The sequence below is a fragment of the Cellulomonas sp. McL0606 genome, assembly GCF_058248365.1.
Genome location: NZ_CM177779.1, coordinates 2740089 through 2757447, shown reverse-complemented (window position 1 = coordinate 2757447; position 17359 = coordinate 2740089). Strand labels below are relative to the sequence as shown.

Below are 17359 nucleotides of genomic sequence, written 5' to 3'. Positions count from 1 at the left end.
CCCGGTAAACTCGGACGGTGACCTCGCAGGACGCCCCCGACACCATCGCCACCACGACGTCCGACGACGTCCCGTTCCGCTACACGGCCGCTCTCGCGCGCGAGATCGAGCTCCGCTGGCAGGACGCGTGGGAGGCGCGTGGCACGTTCTACGCCGCGAACCCGGTGGGCAGTCTGACGGACGGCGAGGGTCGCAACGCGGACCCGGCGCAGCCGGCGTTCTTCGTCATGGACATGTTCCCGTACCCGTCCGGCGCGGGCCTGCACGTCGGGCACCCGCTGGGGTACATCGCCACCGACGTGGTGGGCCGGTTCCGCCGGATGCAGGGCGACAACGTGCTGCACGCGCTCGGGTTCGACGCGTTCGGCCTGCCCGCCGAGCAGTACGCGGTGCAGACGGGGGAGCACCCCCGCACCAGCACCGAGGCGAACATCGCGATCATGCAGCGCCAGCTGCGTCGCCTGGGCCTGGGGCACGACTCGCGGCGTTCGTTCGCGACGATCGACCCCGGGTACGTGCGCTGGACGCAGTGGATCTTCCTGCAGATCTTCGACTCCTGGTACGACGAGGACGCGCCGCGCGAGGACGGCGGCACGGGCCGGGCGCGCCCGATCGCGGAGCTCGTCGCCGAGTACGACTCGGGGGCCCGTGGCGCGCAGTGGGCCGGCCTCGACGCCGTCGCGCGCCGGCGCGTGCTGGACACGCACCGCCTGGCGTACGTCTCCGAGACGCCCGTGAACTGGTGCCCGGGCCTGGGCACCGTCCTGGCCAACGAGGAGGTCACCTCCGAGGGACGCTCCGAGCGCGGCAACTTCCCGGTGTTCCAGCGCAGCCTGCGGCAGTGGAACATGCGGATCACGTCCTACGCGGACCGGCTGGTGGACGACCTCGAGCACATCGACTGGCCCGAGAAGGTCAAGGCCATGCAGCGCAACTGGATCGGGCGCTCGAACGGTGCGCGCGTCCGGTTCGCGGTGCAGGGCGGCGAGCAGGTCGAGGTCTTCACGACGCGGCCGGACACCCTGTTCGGCGCGACCTTCGTCGTCGTCGCGCCGGAGCACCCACTGCTGGACGAGGTGCCCGTGGCCTGGCCCGACGGCACCAAGGACACCTGGACCGGCGGGCACCGCAGCCCGGTCGACGCGGTCGCGGCCTACCGCGCCGAGGCGGCGTCGAAGTCCGCCATCGAACGTCAGGCCGACGCCGGCAAGAAGACCGGTGTGTTCACCGGACACCTGGCCACCAACCCCGTGAACGGCGAGCTGCTGCCCGTCTTCACGGCCGACTACGTCCTCCTGGGCTACGGCACGGGCGCGATCATGGCCGTCCCCGGTGGCGACGTCCGCGACTTCGCGTTCGCCGAGGCGTTCGACCTGCCGGTCGTCTACACCGTCGACGCACCGCCGGACGCACCCGCGGGCGCGCGCACCGGCGACGGTCGGACGATCAACTCGTCGAACGACGAGATCTCGCTGGACGGGCTGTCCGTGCCGGACGCCAAGGCCGCGATCACGGACTGGCTGGCCGCCCGCGGCGTCGGCGAGGGCACCGTCACCTACCGCCTGCGCGACTGGCTGTTCAGCCGTCAGCGCTACTGGGGCGAACCGTTCCCGATCGTGTACGACGAGCACGACCTGCCGCTGGCCGTCCCCGAGTCGGCTCTGCCCGTGAACCTGCCGGACGTGCCCGACTACGCGCCGCGCACGTTCGACGCCGACGACGCGCACTCGACGCCCGAGCCGCCGCTGGGTCGCAACGACGACTGGGTCAACGTCACGCTCGACCTCGGCGACGGGCCGAAGACCTATCGTCGCGACACCAACACGATGCCCAACTGGGCCGGCTCGTGCTGGTACTACCTCCGCTACCTGGACCCGACGAGCGACGTGGTGCTGGTGGACCCGGCGCTCGAGGCGTACTGGATGGGCCCGGGGCACGGCGAGCAGAAGCCGGGCTCGATCGGCGGCGTCGACCTGTACGTCGGGGGCGTCGAGCACGCCGTCCTCCACCTGCTCTACGCCCGGTTCTGGCACAAGGTCCTGCACGACCTGGGACACGTCTCCAGCGGCGAGCCGTTCCACACGCTGTTCAACCAGGGCTACATCCAGGCGTACGCATACACCGACGCGCGGGGCGTCTACGTGCCCGCCGAGGAGGTCGTCGAGACGCCGGACGGCTTCCGGTGGAACGGCGAACCCGTCGACCGTGAGTACGGGAAGATGGGCAAGTCGCTGAAGAACGCCGTGACGCCCGACGACATGTACGCGGAGTACGGCGCCGACACCCTGCGCGTCTACGAGATGTCGATGGGTCCCCTCGACCTGTCGCGTCCGTGGGAGACGCGTGCGGTCGTCGGGGCGCAGCGGTTCCTGCAGCGCCTCTGGCGCAACGTCGTCGACGAGGGCACGGGTGCCGTCGTCGTGACCGATGAGGCGCCGTCGGAGGAGACCCTCCGGCTCCTGCACCGCACGATCGCCGACGTCACCACCGACCTCGCGGCCATGCGGGTCAACACCGCGATCGCCAAGCTCATCGTGCTGAACAACCACCTCACGACGTTGCCGACGACGCCGCGGGCCGCCGTCGAGCCGCTCGTGCTGATGGCGGCGCCGGTCGCGCCGCACGTCGCCGAGGAGCTGTGGCAGCGGCTGGGTCACGACGCCTCGCTCGCGCACGCGCCGTTCCCCGTCGCCGACCCCTCCTACCTGGTCGAGGAGAGGGTCACCTGCATCCTGCAGGTGCAGGGCAAGGTGCGTGGCCGCCTCGAGGTGGCCGTCGACGTGTCCGACGACGACCTGCGCGCCCTGGCCCTCGCCGACGTCGGTGTGCAGCGGGCACTCGACGGACGTGACGTCCGCACCGTCATCGTCCGGGCGCCCAAGTCGTCAACGTGGTGCCGGTCTGAGCCGCCAGGCGCTCTCCCGGGTCGCGGTCGTCACCGACTCGACGGCGTCCCTGCCTGCCGGGGTCGCGGAGCGCTGGGGGATCGGGGTCGTGCCGCTCGACGTCATCGTCGACGGTGTCGAGCACGTGGAGGGCATCGACCTGACCCCGGCCGAGCTGCTCGCCGCGCTCAGGCAGGGGTCGCGCCGGGTGACCACCTCGCAGCCCCCGCCGGCGGCGTTCGCGGCCGCCTACGAACGCGCAGCCGCGGCCGGGGCGCACGAGATCGTCTCGGTGCACCTGTCCGGGGAGCTCTCGGGCACCGTGCGCGCGGCTCGGCTCGCCGCGGCGTCGTCGCCGGTGTCGGTGCAGGTCGTCGACTCGCGCGCCGTCGGCATGGTCCTCGGGTTCGCGGTCATCGAGGCTGCCCGGCTCGCCGCACAGCAGCCCGCCCCCGGCCCGACCGGCCGGCTGGCGGTCGCGCGCAGCCGGTGGCAGGACCGGCACCGGACCGACCCGGTCGCGCACACGGCCGCCGACGTGGCCGCGCTCGCGCACCGGACCGCCGGGTCCGCACGCGTCTGGTTCCTGGTCGACTCGCTCGACCACCTGCGCCGTGGGGGCCGCCTGAGCGCTCCTGCGGCGGCCCTCGGCGCCGTGCTGGGGCTGCGCCCGATCCTCACCCTCACGGACGGTCGCGTGGAGCTCCTCGAGAAGGTCCGCACGCGGCGCGCGGGTCGCGACCGGCTCGTGGCGCTCGCCGTGGCAGACGCCTCGGCGCGGACGGCCACCCGCATCGCCGTGCACCACCTCCAGCAGCCCGACGTCGCCCAGGCGCTCGTCGACGAGTCGTCGCCGCACTCGGGGACCGCCTCGTCGAAGCCGTCGTGAGCGAGTCGAGCGCTGTGCTCGCCGCGCACACCGGGCCTGGCGTGCTCGGCATCGTCGTCGCCGACGCCTGAGCACGGCCGAGCCGACCACAGCACCCGGACGGTGGGCGGGCCCGGGCACGTCGTGCGTGCACGCGTCCGAGCGCGGTCCGCGCGACCTACGGTCGCCAGGTGCTGCGCCGAGAACGTGGCTGACCCGGACGGTTCGTCGACGCCTCGACGCGCTCACCGGGACGCTCGCGACGAGCACCGCACCGACGGCAACGAGCACGGCGACCCCGGCAACGAGCGTCGCCACGCCCGTGACGAGCACCACGACGTCGGCGACGAGGCCGGCCGGCTGGGTGCCGGACGTCGCCCGATCGAGCGGGCGATCACTCGCGGTGGCCGAGATGCGCACGGTCGTCGAGAGCCGGCCACCGGAAGGTGTCGCGCCGCAGGTGCCGGGTGACCCGCTCCCGTGGTCGGCGCCCGTCGAGCCGCCGGTATCGGACGCCGTCGACGCCGTCGCGCTCGAGGCTCTCGGCCCGACGCAGGCATGGCCGGTCAGGCCCGGGGCGCCCGAACCTCCCACGCGGTCGTCCGCCGCGCTGCGCGACGCCGCGCAGACCTACGCCGCCGTGCACGGCGGAGCGCACGGCGGGCACCCCCGCCGACGACTGCGGTGGTCGGTGTCCTGGCGGCTCGCGGGCGTCGCAGGGCTCGCCGTGCTCCTCCTCGCCGGCGGTGTCGCGCTCCGGGCCGCGTCCGCCGCGCCGGGGGCGCCCGTCGCGCTCCCGGTCCCGGTGCCCGACGGCTCACCCCCGCCGACGGCGGCACCGTCCGTGGGCGCGGACACCGTCGTGGTCGTCGACGTGGTCGGTGCGGTGGGTACGCCGGGGGTGGTGCGCCTGCCGGCCGGGTCCCGCGTCGTGGACGCCGTGACGGCGGCAGGCGGTCCGACCGCCGACGCCCAGGTCGGCGGGCTGAACCTGGCCCGGCTGCTGGTCGACGGCGAGCAGATCGTCGTGCCCGAGCCCGGTCAGACCGTGCCGGTCGTCGGTCCGAGTGCTGAGCCGACGGACGAACGTGTCGATCTGAACACCGCCGATGCTGCGGCCCTCGACGCACTCCCGGGCATCGGACCCGTGCTCGCGGCCCGCATCGTCGCCCACCGCGACGACGGTCCGTACACCTCGGTCGACGAGCTGGGCGATGTGAGCGGCATCGGACCGACCCTCCTGGACCGCCTCCGCGACCTGGTGCGCGTGTGACGACGGGGCCACCTGGCGTGCGCCGGGCGACCGGGCCCGCGCGACCCGGTCCGCCGGAACCCGCGCCGGCTCCGGCACCGTCCGCGGACGGGGATCATGATCCGCCGGTCACGGTCGACCTGCGACTCGCCCTACCCGCGCTCGGCGCATGGCCGGCCGCGCTCGCCGTCGTCCGCCTGGCACCCGGGACTGCCGCCGTCGCGGCAGGTGGCTGCGTCCTCGTCGCCGTGATCGGCGCAACGATCGCCGCCAGCGCACGATCGCGCCACCGGGGACGTGCCTCGGCCGCACGGGCCCGGGCCGGCGCGGCGGTCGCGCTCGCGTTCCTCGCCGTCGCGGCGATCCTCGGTGCGGGTGCGGCCCAGACGCACGCCCGATCGCTCGGCCTGCTGCCCCGGCTGGTGGCAGCGCAGTCGACGGGCGTGCTGACGGGCCGGGTGGTCGGTGAACCGGCCGTCCTGCCGCCGACGTGGCCGGGCGCCCCGCCCCGAGCACGGTGCACCCTCGCCGTCGACGGTGCCGCGGCCCACGGGCGCGTGTCGGGCGCCGTCGGACAGGTCCTCGTGCTCGGACCGCCCGCCGTGGCGACCGTGCCCTACGGCGCCCGCGTCCGGGTGGTGGGTCGGCTGCAGCCGGGTCAGCCCGGCGGACGGGTCGTCGCGGTGCTCCTCACCAGCGCGGACCCCGAGATCGTCTCCGACCCCGCGCGCTGGGACTCGGTCGCGACCAGCGTCCGGCGGGAGGTCGTCCACCTCGCCGACCGGTTCCCCGGCGACGCACGCGCTCTCCTGCCCGGGCTGACGGTCGGCGACACGAGCGGGGTGCCGGTCGACCTGGTCGCCGACATGAAGGTCGCGGGGCTCACGCACGTCACGGCGGTCTCGGGGGCGCACTTCTCGCTCGTCGCCGTGCTCGTGCTCACGCTCGCGACCGCGGCCCGGCTGCCGCGCGGACCGCGCGTGGTCCTCGTCGTCGCGGCGATGGCGGCCATGGTCGTGCTGGTGCACCCGTCGCCCAGCGTGGTCCGCGCGGCGGCCATGGGGCTGGTGGCCGCTGCCGGGTTGCTGCTCGGGCGCCCGCACCGTGCGCCGCCGGCCCTGTGCGCCGCCGTCGTCGTCCTGCTGGTGACCGACCCGTGGCTGGCCGGCGAGCTCGGCTTCCTGCTGTCCGTGCTGGCCACAGGCGGTCTCGTGCTCCTCGGCGGCCCGCTCGCGCAGCGCTGGTCGGGTCGGCTCGGTCGAGGCCCCGCGCAGGCCTTGGCGCTGCCGGTCGCGGCCCAGCTCGTCTGCGCACCGGCGATCCTGCTCGCGACGCCGACCGTGGCGGTGTACGCGATCCCGGCCAACCTCCTGGTCGCCCCGGCCGTCGCGCCGGCGACGGTGCTCGGTCTGGCCGCCGGCTGCCTGGCACCGGTCTGCCCCTGGGCCGCGCACGCGCTGGCCCTCCCGGCGGGCGCGGCCTGCTGGTGGGTCGGCGCCGTCGCTCGCCTCGCCGCTGCCGCGCCCGGCGCCCAGCTGGCGTGGCAGCAGGGGACCCTAGGCGTCGTCCTGCTGGCCGTCGCCGGCGCCTGCACAGCTCGGCTGCTCGTGGCGAGGCGGCGTGGGTGACGTCTGGCAGGCTGTACGCGTGCCTCCCGCCACCCGCCGTCCTGCCGCACCGGCCGGAGTCTCCTGGGACGCGGTCGAGCTCGCCCCGGTCCTGCTCGTCAGCGGCGCCGAGGGGCTGCTGGCGGACCGCGCCGTCGACCGGGTGATCGCGTTGGCCAGGGCAGCGGACCCCGGGGTCGAGGTGACCAGGCTCGAGGGCGCCGACTACGTCGTCGGGACGCTCGGCGTCGTCGCCAGCCCGTCGCTCTTCGCGGAGGACAAGGTGCTCGTGGTCGATGCCCTGGAGAAGGGGCCGGACGAGCTGCTGGCGGACGTCACGGCGTACGTCGCGGCCCCGCCGCCCGGGGTGGTGCTCGTCCTGCGGCACGGCGGCGGAGTCCGCGGCAAGAAGCTGCTCGACCTGCTGCGCTCCACGGGCGTCCCCGTCGTGTCCTGCGACGTGATCAAGTCCGACTCGGACAAGAGCGCGTTCGTCACGGCCGAGCTGCGCCGGGCGGCTCGACGCGCGGACGCCGCCGCCGTGCGCGCCCTCGTCGACGCCGTCGGCAGCGACCTGCGCGAGCTCGCGGCAGCGTGCGCTCGGCTGTCGCGGACACGTCGGGCCTGATCGGTGCGGACGTCGTCGAGCGGTACTACGGCGGTCGGATCGAGGCGACGGGCTTCCGGGTGGCCGACGCGGCCGTCGCCGGCAACGCGGGACAGGCTGTCGCGCTGCTCCGGCACGCGCTGGCCACCGGCGTGGATCCCGTCCCGATCGTCGCCGCGCTCGCCGCCAAGCTCCGCGTGCTGGCCAAGGTCGCGGCGGTCCGCGGGCGTGGCGCCGGCGCCCTGCGGGACCTCGGGCTGGCGCCCTGGCAGACCGACCGGGCGATGGCGGACCTACGACGGTGGACGCCGGAGGGGTTGGCCGGTGCGATCTCGGCGGTCGCGCAGGCCGACGCCGAGGTCAAGGGGGAGGGACGGGACCCGCGGTTCGCCGTCGAACGCGCCGTGCTGCGGGTGGCGGGATCCGTCGGCTGAGCCGCCACTAGGCCGTATGGGTGAAGTTCGTCACGCAGTCAGGGTCAGTGCCGGCCCCAGGACGTCTCCCTGGAGCAGCTCGAATCCGAGGGCCCGACACTCCTGCACCAGGGCGTCGTTGCACACCCGCTCGGCGACGAGCACCGCTCCGTCGCGCCGGGCGAGATCCACGATGTGCGGTCCGACGCGATCGACGTCGCGGACGTCGATCTTGACGTAGTCGGCGAACGGGAGCATCGCGATCTGGTCGGGTTCGGCCGCGAAGTCGTCGATCGCGATCTTGTAGCCGCGGGCGCTCAGCCGGGCCAGGCCGGCGAGGACGGCGTCGTCCGCCGCGACGGACTCGACGATCTCCAGCACGAGCCGACCCGCATGTGCAGGCAGCGGACGGTCGTTGACCACGAACGAGCGGGTGACGTTCACGAATGCGGGGTGACGGTCGCGGGGCGGTCCGTCACCGAACAGCACGTCCAGGACGGAGGCGGTGGCGATGTCCTGCCGGTCCGAGCGCCAGCGGTCGACCTGGGCGGGCAAGCCGTCCCGCGACCGGTAGAGGAACTCGTTGCCGTACAACGTGCCGTCGGTGTTCCAGATCGGCTGGCGCGCGATCGGGAGCCTCGCGGGGGTTCGGGGAGAGACTGCGGCCACGGTCACGCTGGATGAGAGCGCCGTGTGCGACATCTATGACGCCAGTCACCCGATCGGACGCACACCGTGTGACCGGGGTGTTGTGTCCGGACGCCGATGCGGCCTAGTGGTTCACGCGCGGGGCGCCGGCGCGGTCGAGCACACCGGCCCGCTCGAGCAGGTTCCCCTGGAACAGCGTGAATCCGAGGTCGCGGGCGTGCCGCAGCGTGTCTGCGCTCTCGACGAACTCGGCGATCAGGAGCGCGCCGTAGGAGCGTGCCAGGTGCACGACCGGCGGCCCCTCGACGTCGAGGTCGCGGACGTCGATCTTGACGAAGTCGGCGTGTGGGAGGAGGCGGCGCTGGTTGGGGTTGCTGACGAACGACGGGACCGCGATCCGGAAGCCCTGCTCGCGCAGCCGGCGGACTCCGGTGATCACCGCGGGATCGATAGTCACACCGTCGTTGATCTCGATGACCAGGCGATCTGGGCGGCTCGGGACCGGTAGCTCACCGACGAGGTAGGCCCGCGGGCAGCGCACGAAGAGCAGCCGCCCGTGGGCTACGTGCTCCAGGTCGACACGCCCGAACGTCGCGCCGAGAACGTGTGCCGTGGCGCGCTCGTGCTGGTGCGCGTTCCACGTCGTCGCGGTCGCCGTGTGCTGGTCGGGCGACCGGAACGAGAGCTGGTAGGCGAACGGCCTGCCGTGCTCCGAGAAGATCCCCTGGCGGGCGACGAGCACCGGCTCGCGAGCAATGCGCTGCGACCACTCCTGGCGGAGCGCCAGGGGGATGGCGTCCTCCACCGCAGCCGCGAGGTCCGCGAGCCTGCCGTCGGCGTCGTCCGGTGTCATGCGCACTATGACATCACAAGTTCGAGCCTATGAACGAGGAACTGTGGGTGGAATTCTCAGGACTGGGCCCAAGGTCCCGATCGAACGGGTGACAGACCGGTGAGTTTCACCCGATCCTCTTCACAAACCGACATGTGGCGGACCAGTGGCCCCCGGATCGGTCATCATGGTGTTGACCTAGCCCGTTGTGAAAATTGACAGGAGATCCATCATGTCCCGTTCCCTCAAGTCCGCCCTCGCCATCGCCGCGCTCGTCGTCACGTTCGGTCTGACGACCGGCGCGACCGCCGCGTCGGCGGCCCCCGTCCACGTCAACGGTGGGGCGAGCGGCTGCTGCCGGCTCGCCCAGTAAGCACCCACAGCCATGCACGCGGTCCCCGTCACATCATCACCCCCCGAAGGGGTGGTGCATGTTGTGCACGTCACACATACAATGACTGACCATGACCACGATTGCTGACCGGGTGCGCGACGCCAGGCTCGCTGCGGGACTGTCTCAGACCGCGCTTGCCGGGTCCGCGTTCTCCCCGAGGCTACATCTCCTTGATCGAGGCGGGGCATCGGGAACCCACCGATTCCGCCCTTGCTGTGCTCGCCATCCGACTGGGCACCACCCTCGAGTTCCTCAAGCACGGTGAGGACGGACCGAACGAGGCGCGGACCCGGCTGGAGATCGACTACGCACGGCTCGATCTGACCCAGGGCGACGCCGCGGGCGCCAAGCGACGGCTCGAGGTCCTCGACCTCGACATCGTGTCGCCGACGCTTCGTGTCGACGCCCTCACCACGCTGGCCCGCGCACACGAAGGACTCGGTGACCTGGAGTCCGCCGTGGCCATCCTCGAGCCCCTGCTCGAGGACGCGCGCAGCCGGTCGCACCACGTCGAGTCGGCCAAGCTGGCCAACGCGCTCGTCGCGTCCTACCTCGAGGCCGGCGACCTGCACCGTGCTGTCGAGGTCGGCGAGCACACGCTGACCGAGCTGGAGGCCGCCGAGCTCACCGGGACGGACGGGCACCTGCGCCTGGCGTCCACGGTGCTCTGGGCGTATGTCGAGCGTGGCGATCTCCTCTACGCCACGCACCGGGCGGCGAACTCGGTGCGGCTCGCCGAGTCGCTCGGCACGCCGCGTGGACGGGGCAGCGTCTACTGGAACGCGGCTCTCGTGGCGGAGCAGCGTCGCGACTACGAGCTGGCCCAGCGCTACACCGAGCGGGCGCTCGCGCTCCTCTCGGAGGGTGAGCCCGATCGTGACCTGCCGCGGCTCAGGCTCAACTATGCGTGGCTCCTGCTGCGCTCCGAGCCGGCGGAGCCGACGGCGGCGCTCGAGCAGATCGAGCGTGCAGCCCCGGACCTGTCCGTCCTCGGATCGGAGCTGGACCTCGCCCGCGTCGACGTGGAGCGCTCGCGGGCGCACCTCCTGCTGGCCAACATCGACGCCGCCGAGGAGTACGCGAGCGCAGCTCTCCGTCTCGGCGAACCCCCGCGCGTCGAGACCGCGATCGCGCACCTCTCGCTCGGGGACGCCCTGCACGCCCGGGGCGATCTCGAGGGGTCCGCACGTGCCTACCGCCTCGCGGCAGACATGCTCGGCATGATGTCGGCGTCACGGCAGTCTGCGGCTGCCTGGCGCGACCTCGGTGACCGCTACGCGCTGCACGGCGACACCTCCGGTGCCGCCGACGCGTACGACCGGGCACTGCGCGAAGCCGGCTTCCGGCCGACCGTTCCGCTCAGCTCCTGGGAGACCTGGTCGCTGGCCTGATCGGACTGCACGTCGACGAAGGCGCCATCCGTCGCGGATGGCGCCTTCGTCGCGTCGCGGACCGTCGCGGACCAGAACCGGCGACCGCTCTCGAGGTCATGTCCCCAGATGCCGCCTGGGCGACGACACGCGGGTCGCAAGGACGACGAAAACGGGGCCGGCGACGAGCGCCGACCCCGTTCGCGGGGAAGTTCAGAGCGAGGCGACCGACTTGGCCAGCGCCGACTTCTTGTTGGCCGCCTGGTTGGAGTGGATGACTCCCTTGGAGACGGCCTTGTCGAGCTTGCGCGAGGCGGACACGAGCGCCGTGCTGGCTGCGTCCTTGTCGCCACCGGCGACGGCCTCACGGACGCGACGGATGTGCGTCTTGAGCTCGGACTTCACCGCCTTGTTGCGCAGGCGCGCCTTCTCGTTGGTGGTGATGCGCTTGATCTGGGACTTGATGTTGGCCACGTAGGGACTCTCTTGTGCGTTCGCCGAAGCGATCTGACAGGTCTAGAGGGCGCACACAGCTCCGGGACTGGGGCGTGGGGACACCCGCGGAGAGGAACTGGGCTTGTGCCCGCCGACCCGGGCGGACACGCGAAGATCCATGTTACCAGGAGAGCCGGTCCATCCCGAAACCACTCGACGGAACCTGGACCGGCATCTCACCCGACATCCTCACCGACATCCTCACCAGCCGTGGCACCGGCGCAGCGCCGCGGTCACCTCGTCGAACAGGGCGCGGTCCATCGCGGCACCCTCGCGCCGGAACGCGGTCGGGTGGAGCTGGACGACGCGGTCGAGCCGGACCTCGCTCGGTCGGCGCTGCGCGTCCCACGACCCGGAGCCGATGTCCAGCCAGACGCGCCCGTGGCGTGCCTCGGCCGCGGCGTTGCGCGTGTGGTCCTTGCTCGTGAGCATCAGGCCGAGCACCGCCACGCCGTTGCGGGCGATCACGAGGACGGGCCGGTCCTTGCCCTGGGACGCGTCCTCCTCGTAGGGCACCCAGCCCCACACGATCTCGCCCGGGTCCGCGTCGCCATCGCGCCGCGGCGCGTACGTCGGACGGACGACGCCGTGGTGGTCCGGCAGGACGATCCGCTCGGCGGTCGGGGCTGGGGAGCGGCCGACGAGCCGGCCCCACAGGCGGCGCAGCCCCGCCCAGCGCGTCGATCCGGTCACCGGGCGAACCTACCGGTCCGGGCGCAGACGGTCGCACCCTAGTCCGTCCACGTGCGCGTCCTGTTACTCCGTGCGGGGCTTCGTAACGCGCCGTTATCACCGGGCGGATACTGTCCGGAACATGGCGGACCTGTTCGAGGACTACCCAGCGGGCGTCGCCTGGGACGAGATGATCGACGCCGACGGGGGATCGCGCGCGGCCTACAAGGGTCTGCACACGGCCCTGTCGGAGCTGAGCGCCGGCGAGCTGCGTGCGCGGGCCGAGACGTTGGCCCGGTCCTACCTCGCGCAGGGTGTCACCTTCGACTTCGCCGGCGAGGAGCGCCCCTTCCCCCTGGACGTCGTCCCGCGCGTGGTCGCCGGGGACGAGTGGGAGCACGTCGCACCCGGGGTCGCCCAGCGCGTTCGGGCGCTCGAGGCATTCCTTGCCGACGTCTACGGCCCCCAGAAGGCGATCGCCGACGGGGTCATCCCACGCTCCGTCGTCGTCTCGTCGACAAACTTCCTGCGAGCGGCCCGCGGCATCACCCCACCGAACGGCGTGCGCGTGCACGTCTCGGGGATCGACCTGATCCGCGACAGCCTCGACGGCTGGCGGGTGCTCGAGGACAACGTCCGGGTGCCCTCGGGCGTCAGCTACGTGCTCTCCAACCGCCGGGCGATGGCGCAGACGTTCCCCGAGCTGTTCGCGGCGCTGCGGATCCGGCCGGTCGCCGACTACCCCCGTCGGCTGCTGGCCGCGCTGACCGCCGCGGCCCCGAACGGGGTCGACGAGCCGACGGTCGTCGTGCTCACGCCCGGGGTCTTCAACAGCGCGTACTACGAGCACTCGCTGCTCGCGCGGATGATGGGCGTCGAGCTCGTCGAGGGTCGGGACCTGTTCTGCGCGAGCGGACGCGTCTGGATGCGCACCACCCAGGGCCGCCGCCGCGTCGACGTGATCTATCGCCGGGTGGACGACGACTACCTGGACCCGGTCGTCTTCCGCAACGACTCGTTCCTGGGCAGCCCGGGGCTGATGACCTGCGCACGCAGCGGCACGGTCACCATCGCCAACGCGGTGGGCAACGGGGTCGCCGACGACAAGCTGGTCTACACCTACGTGCCCGACCTCATCCGGTACTACCTGTCGGAGGAGCCGATCCTGCGCAACGTCGACACGTGGCGGCTCGAGGAGCCCGACGCGCTCGAGGAGGTGCTGGACCGCCTCGACGAGCTGGTGGTCAAGCCGGTGGACGGTTCGGGCGGCAAGGGCCTCGTGGTCGGACCGCGGGCGTCGCGCAGCGAGCTGGCGGCGCTGCGGGTCCGGCTCCGCGACGACCCTCGAGGCTGGATCGCGCAGCCGGTGGTCCAGCTCTCGACGATCCCGACGCTCATCGGCGACAACCTGCGACCCCGCCACACCGACCTGCGACCGTTCGCGGTGAACGACGGCGAGTCGGTGTTCGTCCTGCCCGGCGGCCTGACCCGCGTGGCCCTGCCCGAGGGCGAAGCTGGTGGTCAACTCGTCGCAGGGTGGCGGCTCGAAGGACACGTGGGTGCTGGGCGGCGCGGTCCCGCGGCGCGCGGTCCGGCACGGCTCCGACCTGCCGCAGTCGGTCGCCCAGGACGAGGCGGTCCCGATCGACTCGAACCCGAACGACGTGCGTGCCCAGGTCATGCAGCAGCAGCAAGGTCTCGCGTTCCGTGTCGGAGGTGGTGGCGAGTGCTGAGTCGGATCGCGGAGTCGCTGTTCTGGATCGGGCGGTACGTCGAGCGTGCCGACGACACCGCACGCCTGCTCGACGTCCACGTCCAGATCCTCCTCGAGGACCCCTGGGCGGAGGAGGACCTGGCCTGCCGATCGCTGCTGTCCGTGATGGACCGGCCGGCCGAGCCGAGCCACGTCGAGGTCGGTCGCGAGTACGTGCTCGACATGCTCGCGTACGACCGGTTCGCGCCGTCGTCGATCGCCGGCTCCCTCGTCTCGGCCCGGGAGAACGCCCGGCGCGCCCGCGAGACCATCTCGACCGAGCTGTGGGAGTCGCTGAACGCGACGTGGAACCAGCTGCCGTCGCACATGCGACCGGCGCGTCCGCACGACTACTTCACCTGGGTGCGCGAACGGGCGGCCGTGGTCGCGGGGATCACCGACTCGGCGACGTCGCGGGACGACACCTGGAACTTCATGGTGCTGGGCCGGTCGATCGAGCGCGCGGACATGACCGCCCGGCTCCTGACCACCCGGGCCCTGGCGGGTTCCGCCGGCCCGAGCTGGACCACCCTCCTGCGGTCCTGCGGCGCGCACGAGGCGTTCCTGCGGATGTACCGCGGCGCCGCCTCCGACGAGCGCGCGGCCGGCTTCCTGCTGACGGACCAGCTCTTCCCGCGGTCCATCGTCTTCGCGCTCAACCAGGCCGAGTCGTGCCTGGCGGCGCTCGAGCCGACGGCCGACCGGGCAGCGGTCGACGACGCACGTCGCCACATAGGCTACGTCCGGACCAACCTCGAGTACCGGCCGCTGATCGAGGTGCTCGACGCCCTGCCCAAGGAGATGGAACGCGTGCAACGAGCCTGCTCGGCCGCATCGGACGCGATCCGGGGGCGGTACTTCCCCAGCGGATCCGCCACGAACTGGGTGGGGGAGGCCCTGTGAGCCGGTTGCGCGTGGTGCACACGACGTCGTTCGAGTACGCGAGCCCCGTCCTCGCGTCGTACAACGAGGCTCGCATGACGCCGCTGACCCAGCAGGGCCAGACGGTGCTCGAGTCGAGGATCGACGTGCAGCCGCACACGGGCTGGTCGGAGTACCGCGACTACTGGGGAACGGCGGTGTCGGCGTTCGAGGTGCTCACGCCGCACGAGTCGATGGTGGTGACCGCCGAGCACGTGGTCGAGGTGGCCGACCGGCTCCCCCTGAAGAGCCCGGCGGGCTGGGAGACCCTGCGCGGCGCCGAGCTGCGCGACCGGCTGGCAGAGTTCCTCTCCGACACGCCGACCACCACGCCGCCGGAGGAGGTCGTCGAGCTGGCCCAGCGCGTGGCGTCCGAGCTGCCACCGGCCGAGGCCGCGCTCGCCGTGAGCAACGCGCTGCGCGACGAGGTCGAGTACATCCCTGGCGCGACGACGGTGCACACCCCGGCCGCCGAGGCGTGGGCCAAGCGCGCCGGCGTCTGCCAGGACCTGGCGCACCTGGTCTCGGGTGCGCTGCGCTCCATCGGCATCCCCGCGCGCTACGTGTCGGGCTACCTGCACCCGGACGACGAGGTGGCGATCGGCACGACCGTGAGCGGCGACTCGCACGCCTGGGTCGAGTGGTGGGTGGGCGAGTGGTTCGCCTACGACCCCACCAACCGCGCGGTCGTGGGCGACCACCACGTGGTGATCGCACGCGGACGGTCCTACGACGATGTGCCGCCGCTGCGCGGGATCTTCGCGGGCGCGGGCACGCAGGACACGTCCGTGACGGTGCAGATCACGCGCGAGGCCTGATCGGTCTAGGTGTACTGACCACGAGGGTTGTTGACGTAGCGAGAGACCTCCGGGTCGAGTGGGGACTGTCTAGGAACCCGGCTCGATCACACGGAGGTCTCTCGTGTCTCACGGTAGTGCGCGGATGTTGCCGGTTGGCCGGCTGTTGATGGTGCAGCGGATCGCGGAGGGTCGTCCGGTGGCGCATGTCGCGGCCGAGCTCGGGGTCTCGCGCACCACGGCGTGGAAGTGGTGGCGTCGGTTCCAGGCCGAGGGCGAACCCGGGCTCATCGATCGTTCGAGCGTGGCGCACCACCACCCGCACCGCACCGCGGCGTGTGTGGAGACCCGGGTCCGGATCGCGCGGATGCTCACTCGTCGTGGCCCGGTCTGGATCGGTCACCACCTGGGGCTGCCAGCCTCGACGGTCGGGCGGATCCTGGTGCGACACCACGTCCCGTGCCTGCGCGAGTGTGACCCGTTGACCGGGCAGTTGATCCGGGCCTCGCGCCGTTCAGCGAACCGGTACGAGCATCCCTACCCGGGTTCACTGGTGCACATCGACGTCAAGAAGCTCGGCCGTATCCCCGACGGCGGCGGCTGGAGAGCGCACGGGCGCAGCGAAGAAGTTCGTGGCCGGGGTCTGGGCTATGACTATGTGCACACAGCCATCGATGACCACTCCCGGTTGGCCTACGCCGAGATCCATGACGACGAGAAGGGTGCGACGGCTGCCGCGTTCCTGACCCGTGCGATCGCGTTCTACGCCGCCCACGGCATCGCGGTCGAGCGGCTGATCACCGATAACGCATTCTCATACCGCCGATCGCTCGCGTTCCGCGATGCCGTCCTCGAGCTGGGCATCGTGCACAAGTTCATCAAGCCGCACTGCCCCTGGACCAACGGCAAAGTCGAGCGACTCAACCGCACCCTGGCCACCGAGTGGGCCTACTCCCGCGTTTTCGCCTCCAACGACGAGCGCGCCACCCTCTTGCCCATCTGGCTGACGCACTACAACCTGGAACGACCCCACCTCGGCATCGGCGGCCAACGCCCCATCGACCGCGTCAACAACGCTCCGGGTCAGTACATCTAGGGCGTCGGACCCAGGGCCAGGGCCTCGTCGAGGACCCGGCGGTCGCCGCTGACGCCGGGCTCGTCTGCCGGGCGACGCCAGAGCAGCAGGGCGAGCGACTGGGCGGTCCCGGTCGCGGTGACCACCGGGGCGCCGCCGTCGGCCGAGTCGAGCACCCAGTCGCGGCCGACGTCGTCGGCCACCAGCCTGATCGGCGACGGCAGCCGGGGGATGCGACCCAGGCGGACCTGGCGGGGCTGCATCACGGTCGCGACCTCGTCGACCGTGTCCGCCCAGACGGACGGGTCCACGACGAGGTCGAGACCGGCCGCGGTGCGCAGGTCCCAGAGGTGGACGAGCGTCTCGTGCACCTGGCGTCGACGCCAGAACGACGCGGGACCGGGCCCGTTCAGGGTCCACGACGGTGCGTCCGGGCCGAGGTCGGTCAACGTGTCCAGCAGCTCGGCCGCGCACTCCCGGTAGAGGTCCTCCAGCACGAACGGCCCGCGCCCGAGCGGCGTCTCCTGCTCACGGCGCGCCTGGCCCGCCGCCCAGTGGTGGATCCGGGCGACGTGCACGACGAGGTCCTTGACCCGCCAGCGGCCGCACCAGGGGACGCGGGTGGTCGGGTCGACCTCGGGGATCGTCGCCAAGAACTGGGCCTGGAGGTTGGCCAGGACGGCAAGCCGAGGAGCAGCGGCGGCATCCGAATCACCAGGGTGCGTCGTCATGGGACCATGGTGGTACCGACCGCACGAGACCCGACAGGG

At 72.5% G+C, this 17359-nt stretch carries 13 protein-coding genes and 3 pseudogenes; 11 read left to right on the top strand and 5 right to left on the bottom strand.

Annotated elements, in window-relative coordinates:
* Positions 1-17 precede the first annotated feature (17 nt).
* The 5 genes and pseudogenes from leuS (at position 18) to holA (ending at position 7653) form a co-directional block, all read left to right on the top strand.
* Positions 18-2905, top strand: a pseudogene (gene leuS / locus AC38ZX_RS14100) (leucine--tRNA ligase).
* Positions 2902-3774: a DegV family protein gene (locus AC38ZX_RS14095; protein WP_491297432.1), complete on the top strand. Its 873-nt coding sequence runs from the start codon at positions 2902-2904 to the stop codon at positions 3772-3774. Before leuS ends, AC38ZX_RS14095 begins: the two are co-directional and overlap by 4 nt.
* Before the next feature lie 301 nt (positions 3775-4075).
* On the top strand, positions 4076-5026 hold the full coding sequence (locus AC38ZX_RS14090) for a helix-hairpin-helix domain-containing protein (RefSeq protein WP_491294920.1): 951 nt from the start codon (positions 4076-4078) through the stop codon (positions 5024-5026).
* 17 nt (positions 5027-5043) lie between these two features.
* On the top strand, positions 5044-6633 hold the full coding sequence (locus AC38ZX_RS14085; protein ID WP_491294919.1) for a ComEC/Rec2 family competence protein: 1590 nt from the start codon (positions 5044-5046) through the stop codon (positions 6631-6633).
* A 19-nt stretch (positions 6634-6652) separates the two neighbouring features.
* A pseudogene (gene holA, locus AC38ZX_RS14080) lies at positions 6653-7653 on the top strand (DNA polymerase III subunit delta).
* A gap of 30 nt (positions 7654-7683) precedes the next feature.
* Here holA and AC38ZX_RS14075 read toward each other — a convergent pair.
* Together AC38ZX_RS14075 and AC38ZX_RS14070 are read right to left on the bottom strand one after the other, a co-directional pair.
* Positions 7684-8301, bottom strand: a complete 618-nt coding sequence (locus AC38ZX_RS14075; protein ID WP_426592524.1) for an EAL domain-containing protein — start codon at positions 8299-8301, stop codon at positions 7684-7686.
* Positions 8302-8404: 103 nt separating this feature from the next.
* Positions 8405-9133, bottom strand: a complete 729-nt coding sequence (locus AC38ZX_RS14070; protein WP_426592523.1) for an EAL and HDOD domain-containing protein — start codon at positions 9131-9133, stop codon at positions 8405-8407.
* A gap of 211 nt (positions 9134-9344) precedes the next feature.
* On the opposite strand from AC38ZX_RS14070, the gene AC38ZX_RS14065 reads away from it, so the two are divergent.
* On the top strand, positions 9345-9485 hold the full coding sequence (locus AC38ZX_RS14065) for a hypothetical protein (RefSeq protein ID WP_426592522.1): 141 nt from the start codon (positions 9345-9347) through the stop codon (positions 9483-9485).
* Positions 9486-9721: 236 nt separating this feature from the next.
* Entirely contained in the window at positions 9722-10897 is a 1176-nt protein-coding gene (locus tag AC38ZX_RS14060; RefSeq protein ID WP_491294918.1) for a helix-turn-helix domain-containing protein, read from the top strand.
* Between the two features lie 192 nt (positions 10898-11089).
* Here AC38ZX_RS14060 and rpsT read toward each other — a convergent pair whose 3' ends face one another.
* Positions 11090-11350 (bottom strand): 30S ribosomal protein S20, encoded by a 261-nt coding sequence (gene rpsT / locus AC38ZX_RS14055; protein ID WP_426592520.1) that lies wholly within the window; start codon positions 11348-11350, stop codon positions 11090-11092.
* Positions 11351-11572: 222 nt separating this feature from the next.
* Entirely contained in the window at positions 11573-12064 is a 492-nt protein-coding gene (locus AC38ZX_RS14050; RefSeq protein WP_491294917.1) for a type II toxin-antitoxin system PemK/MazF family toxin, read from the bottom strand.
* A gap of 121 nt (positions 12065-12185) precedes the next feature.
* Between AC38ZX_RS14050 and AC38ZX_RS14045 the strand changes: the two are divergent.
* The 4 genes and pseudogenes from AC38ZX_RS14045 to AC38ZX_RS14030 all read left to right on the top strand — a co-directional run bounded on the left by AC38ZX_RS14045 (position 12186) and on the right by AC38ZX_RS14030 (position 16610).
* Positions 12186-13776 (top strand): annotated as a pseudogene (locus AC38ZX_RS14045) (circularly permuted type 2 ATP-grasp protein).
* On the top strand, positions 13770-14699 hold the full coding sequence (locus AC38ZX_RS14040) for an alpha-E domain-containing protein (protein WP_426592517.1): 930 nt from the start codon (positions 13770-13772) through the stop codon (positions 14697-14699). Before AC38ZX_RS14045 ends, AC38ZX_RS14040 begins: the two are co-directional and overlap by 7 nt.
* Positions 14696-15535 (top strand): transglutaminase family protein, encoded by an 840-nt coding sequence (locus AC38ZX_RS14035; RefSeq protein WP_426592516.1) that lies wholly within the window; start codon positions 14696-14698, stop codon positions 15533-15535. The genes AC38ZX_RS14040 and AC38ZX_RS14035 overlap by 4 nt, the downstream gene beginning before the upstream one ends.
* Positions 15536-15638: 103 nt before the next feature.
* Positions 15639-16610 (top strand): IS481 family transposase, encoded by a 972-nt coding sequence (locus tag AC38ZX_RS14030; RefSeq protein WP_491294916.1) that lies wholly within the window; start codon positions 15639-15641, stop codon positions 16608-16610.
* On the opposite strand, the gene AC38ZX_RS14025 is transcribed toward AC38ZX_RS14030, so the two are convergent.
* Positions 16607-17320, bottom strand: a complete 714-nt coding sequence (locus AC38ZX_RS14025; RefSeq protein ID WP_491294915.1) for a maleylpyruvate isomerase family mycothiol-dependent enzyme — start codon at positions 17318-17320, stop codon at positions 16607-16609. The genes AC38ZX_RS14030 and AC38ZX_RS14025 overlap by 4 nt on opposite strands.
* Positions 17321-17359: the final 39 nt, after the last annotated feature.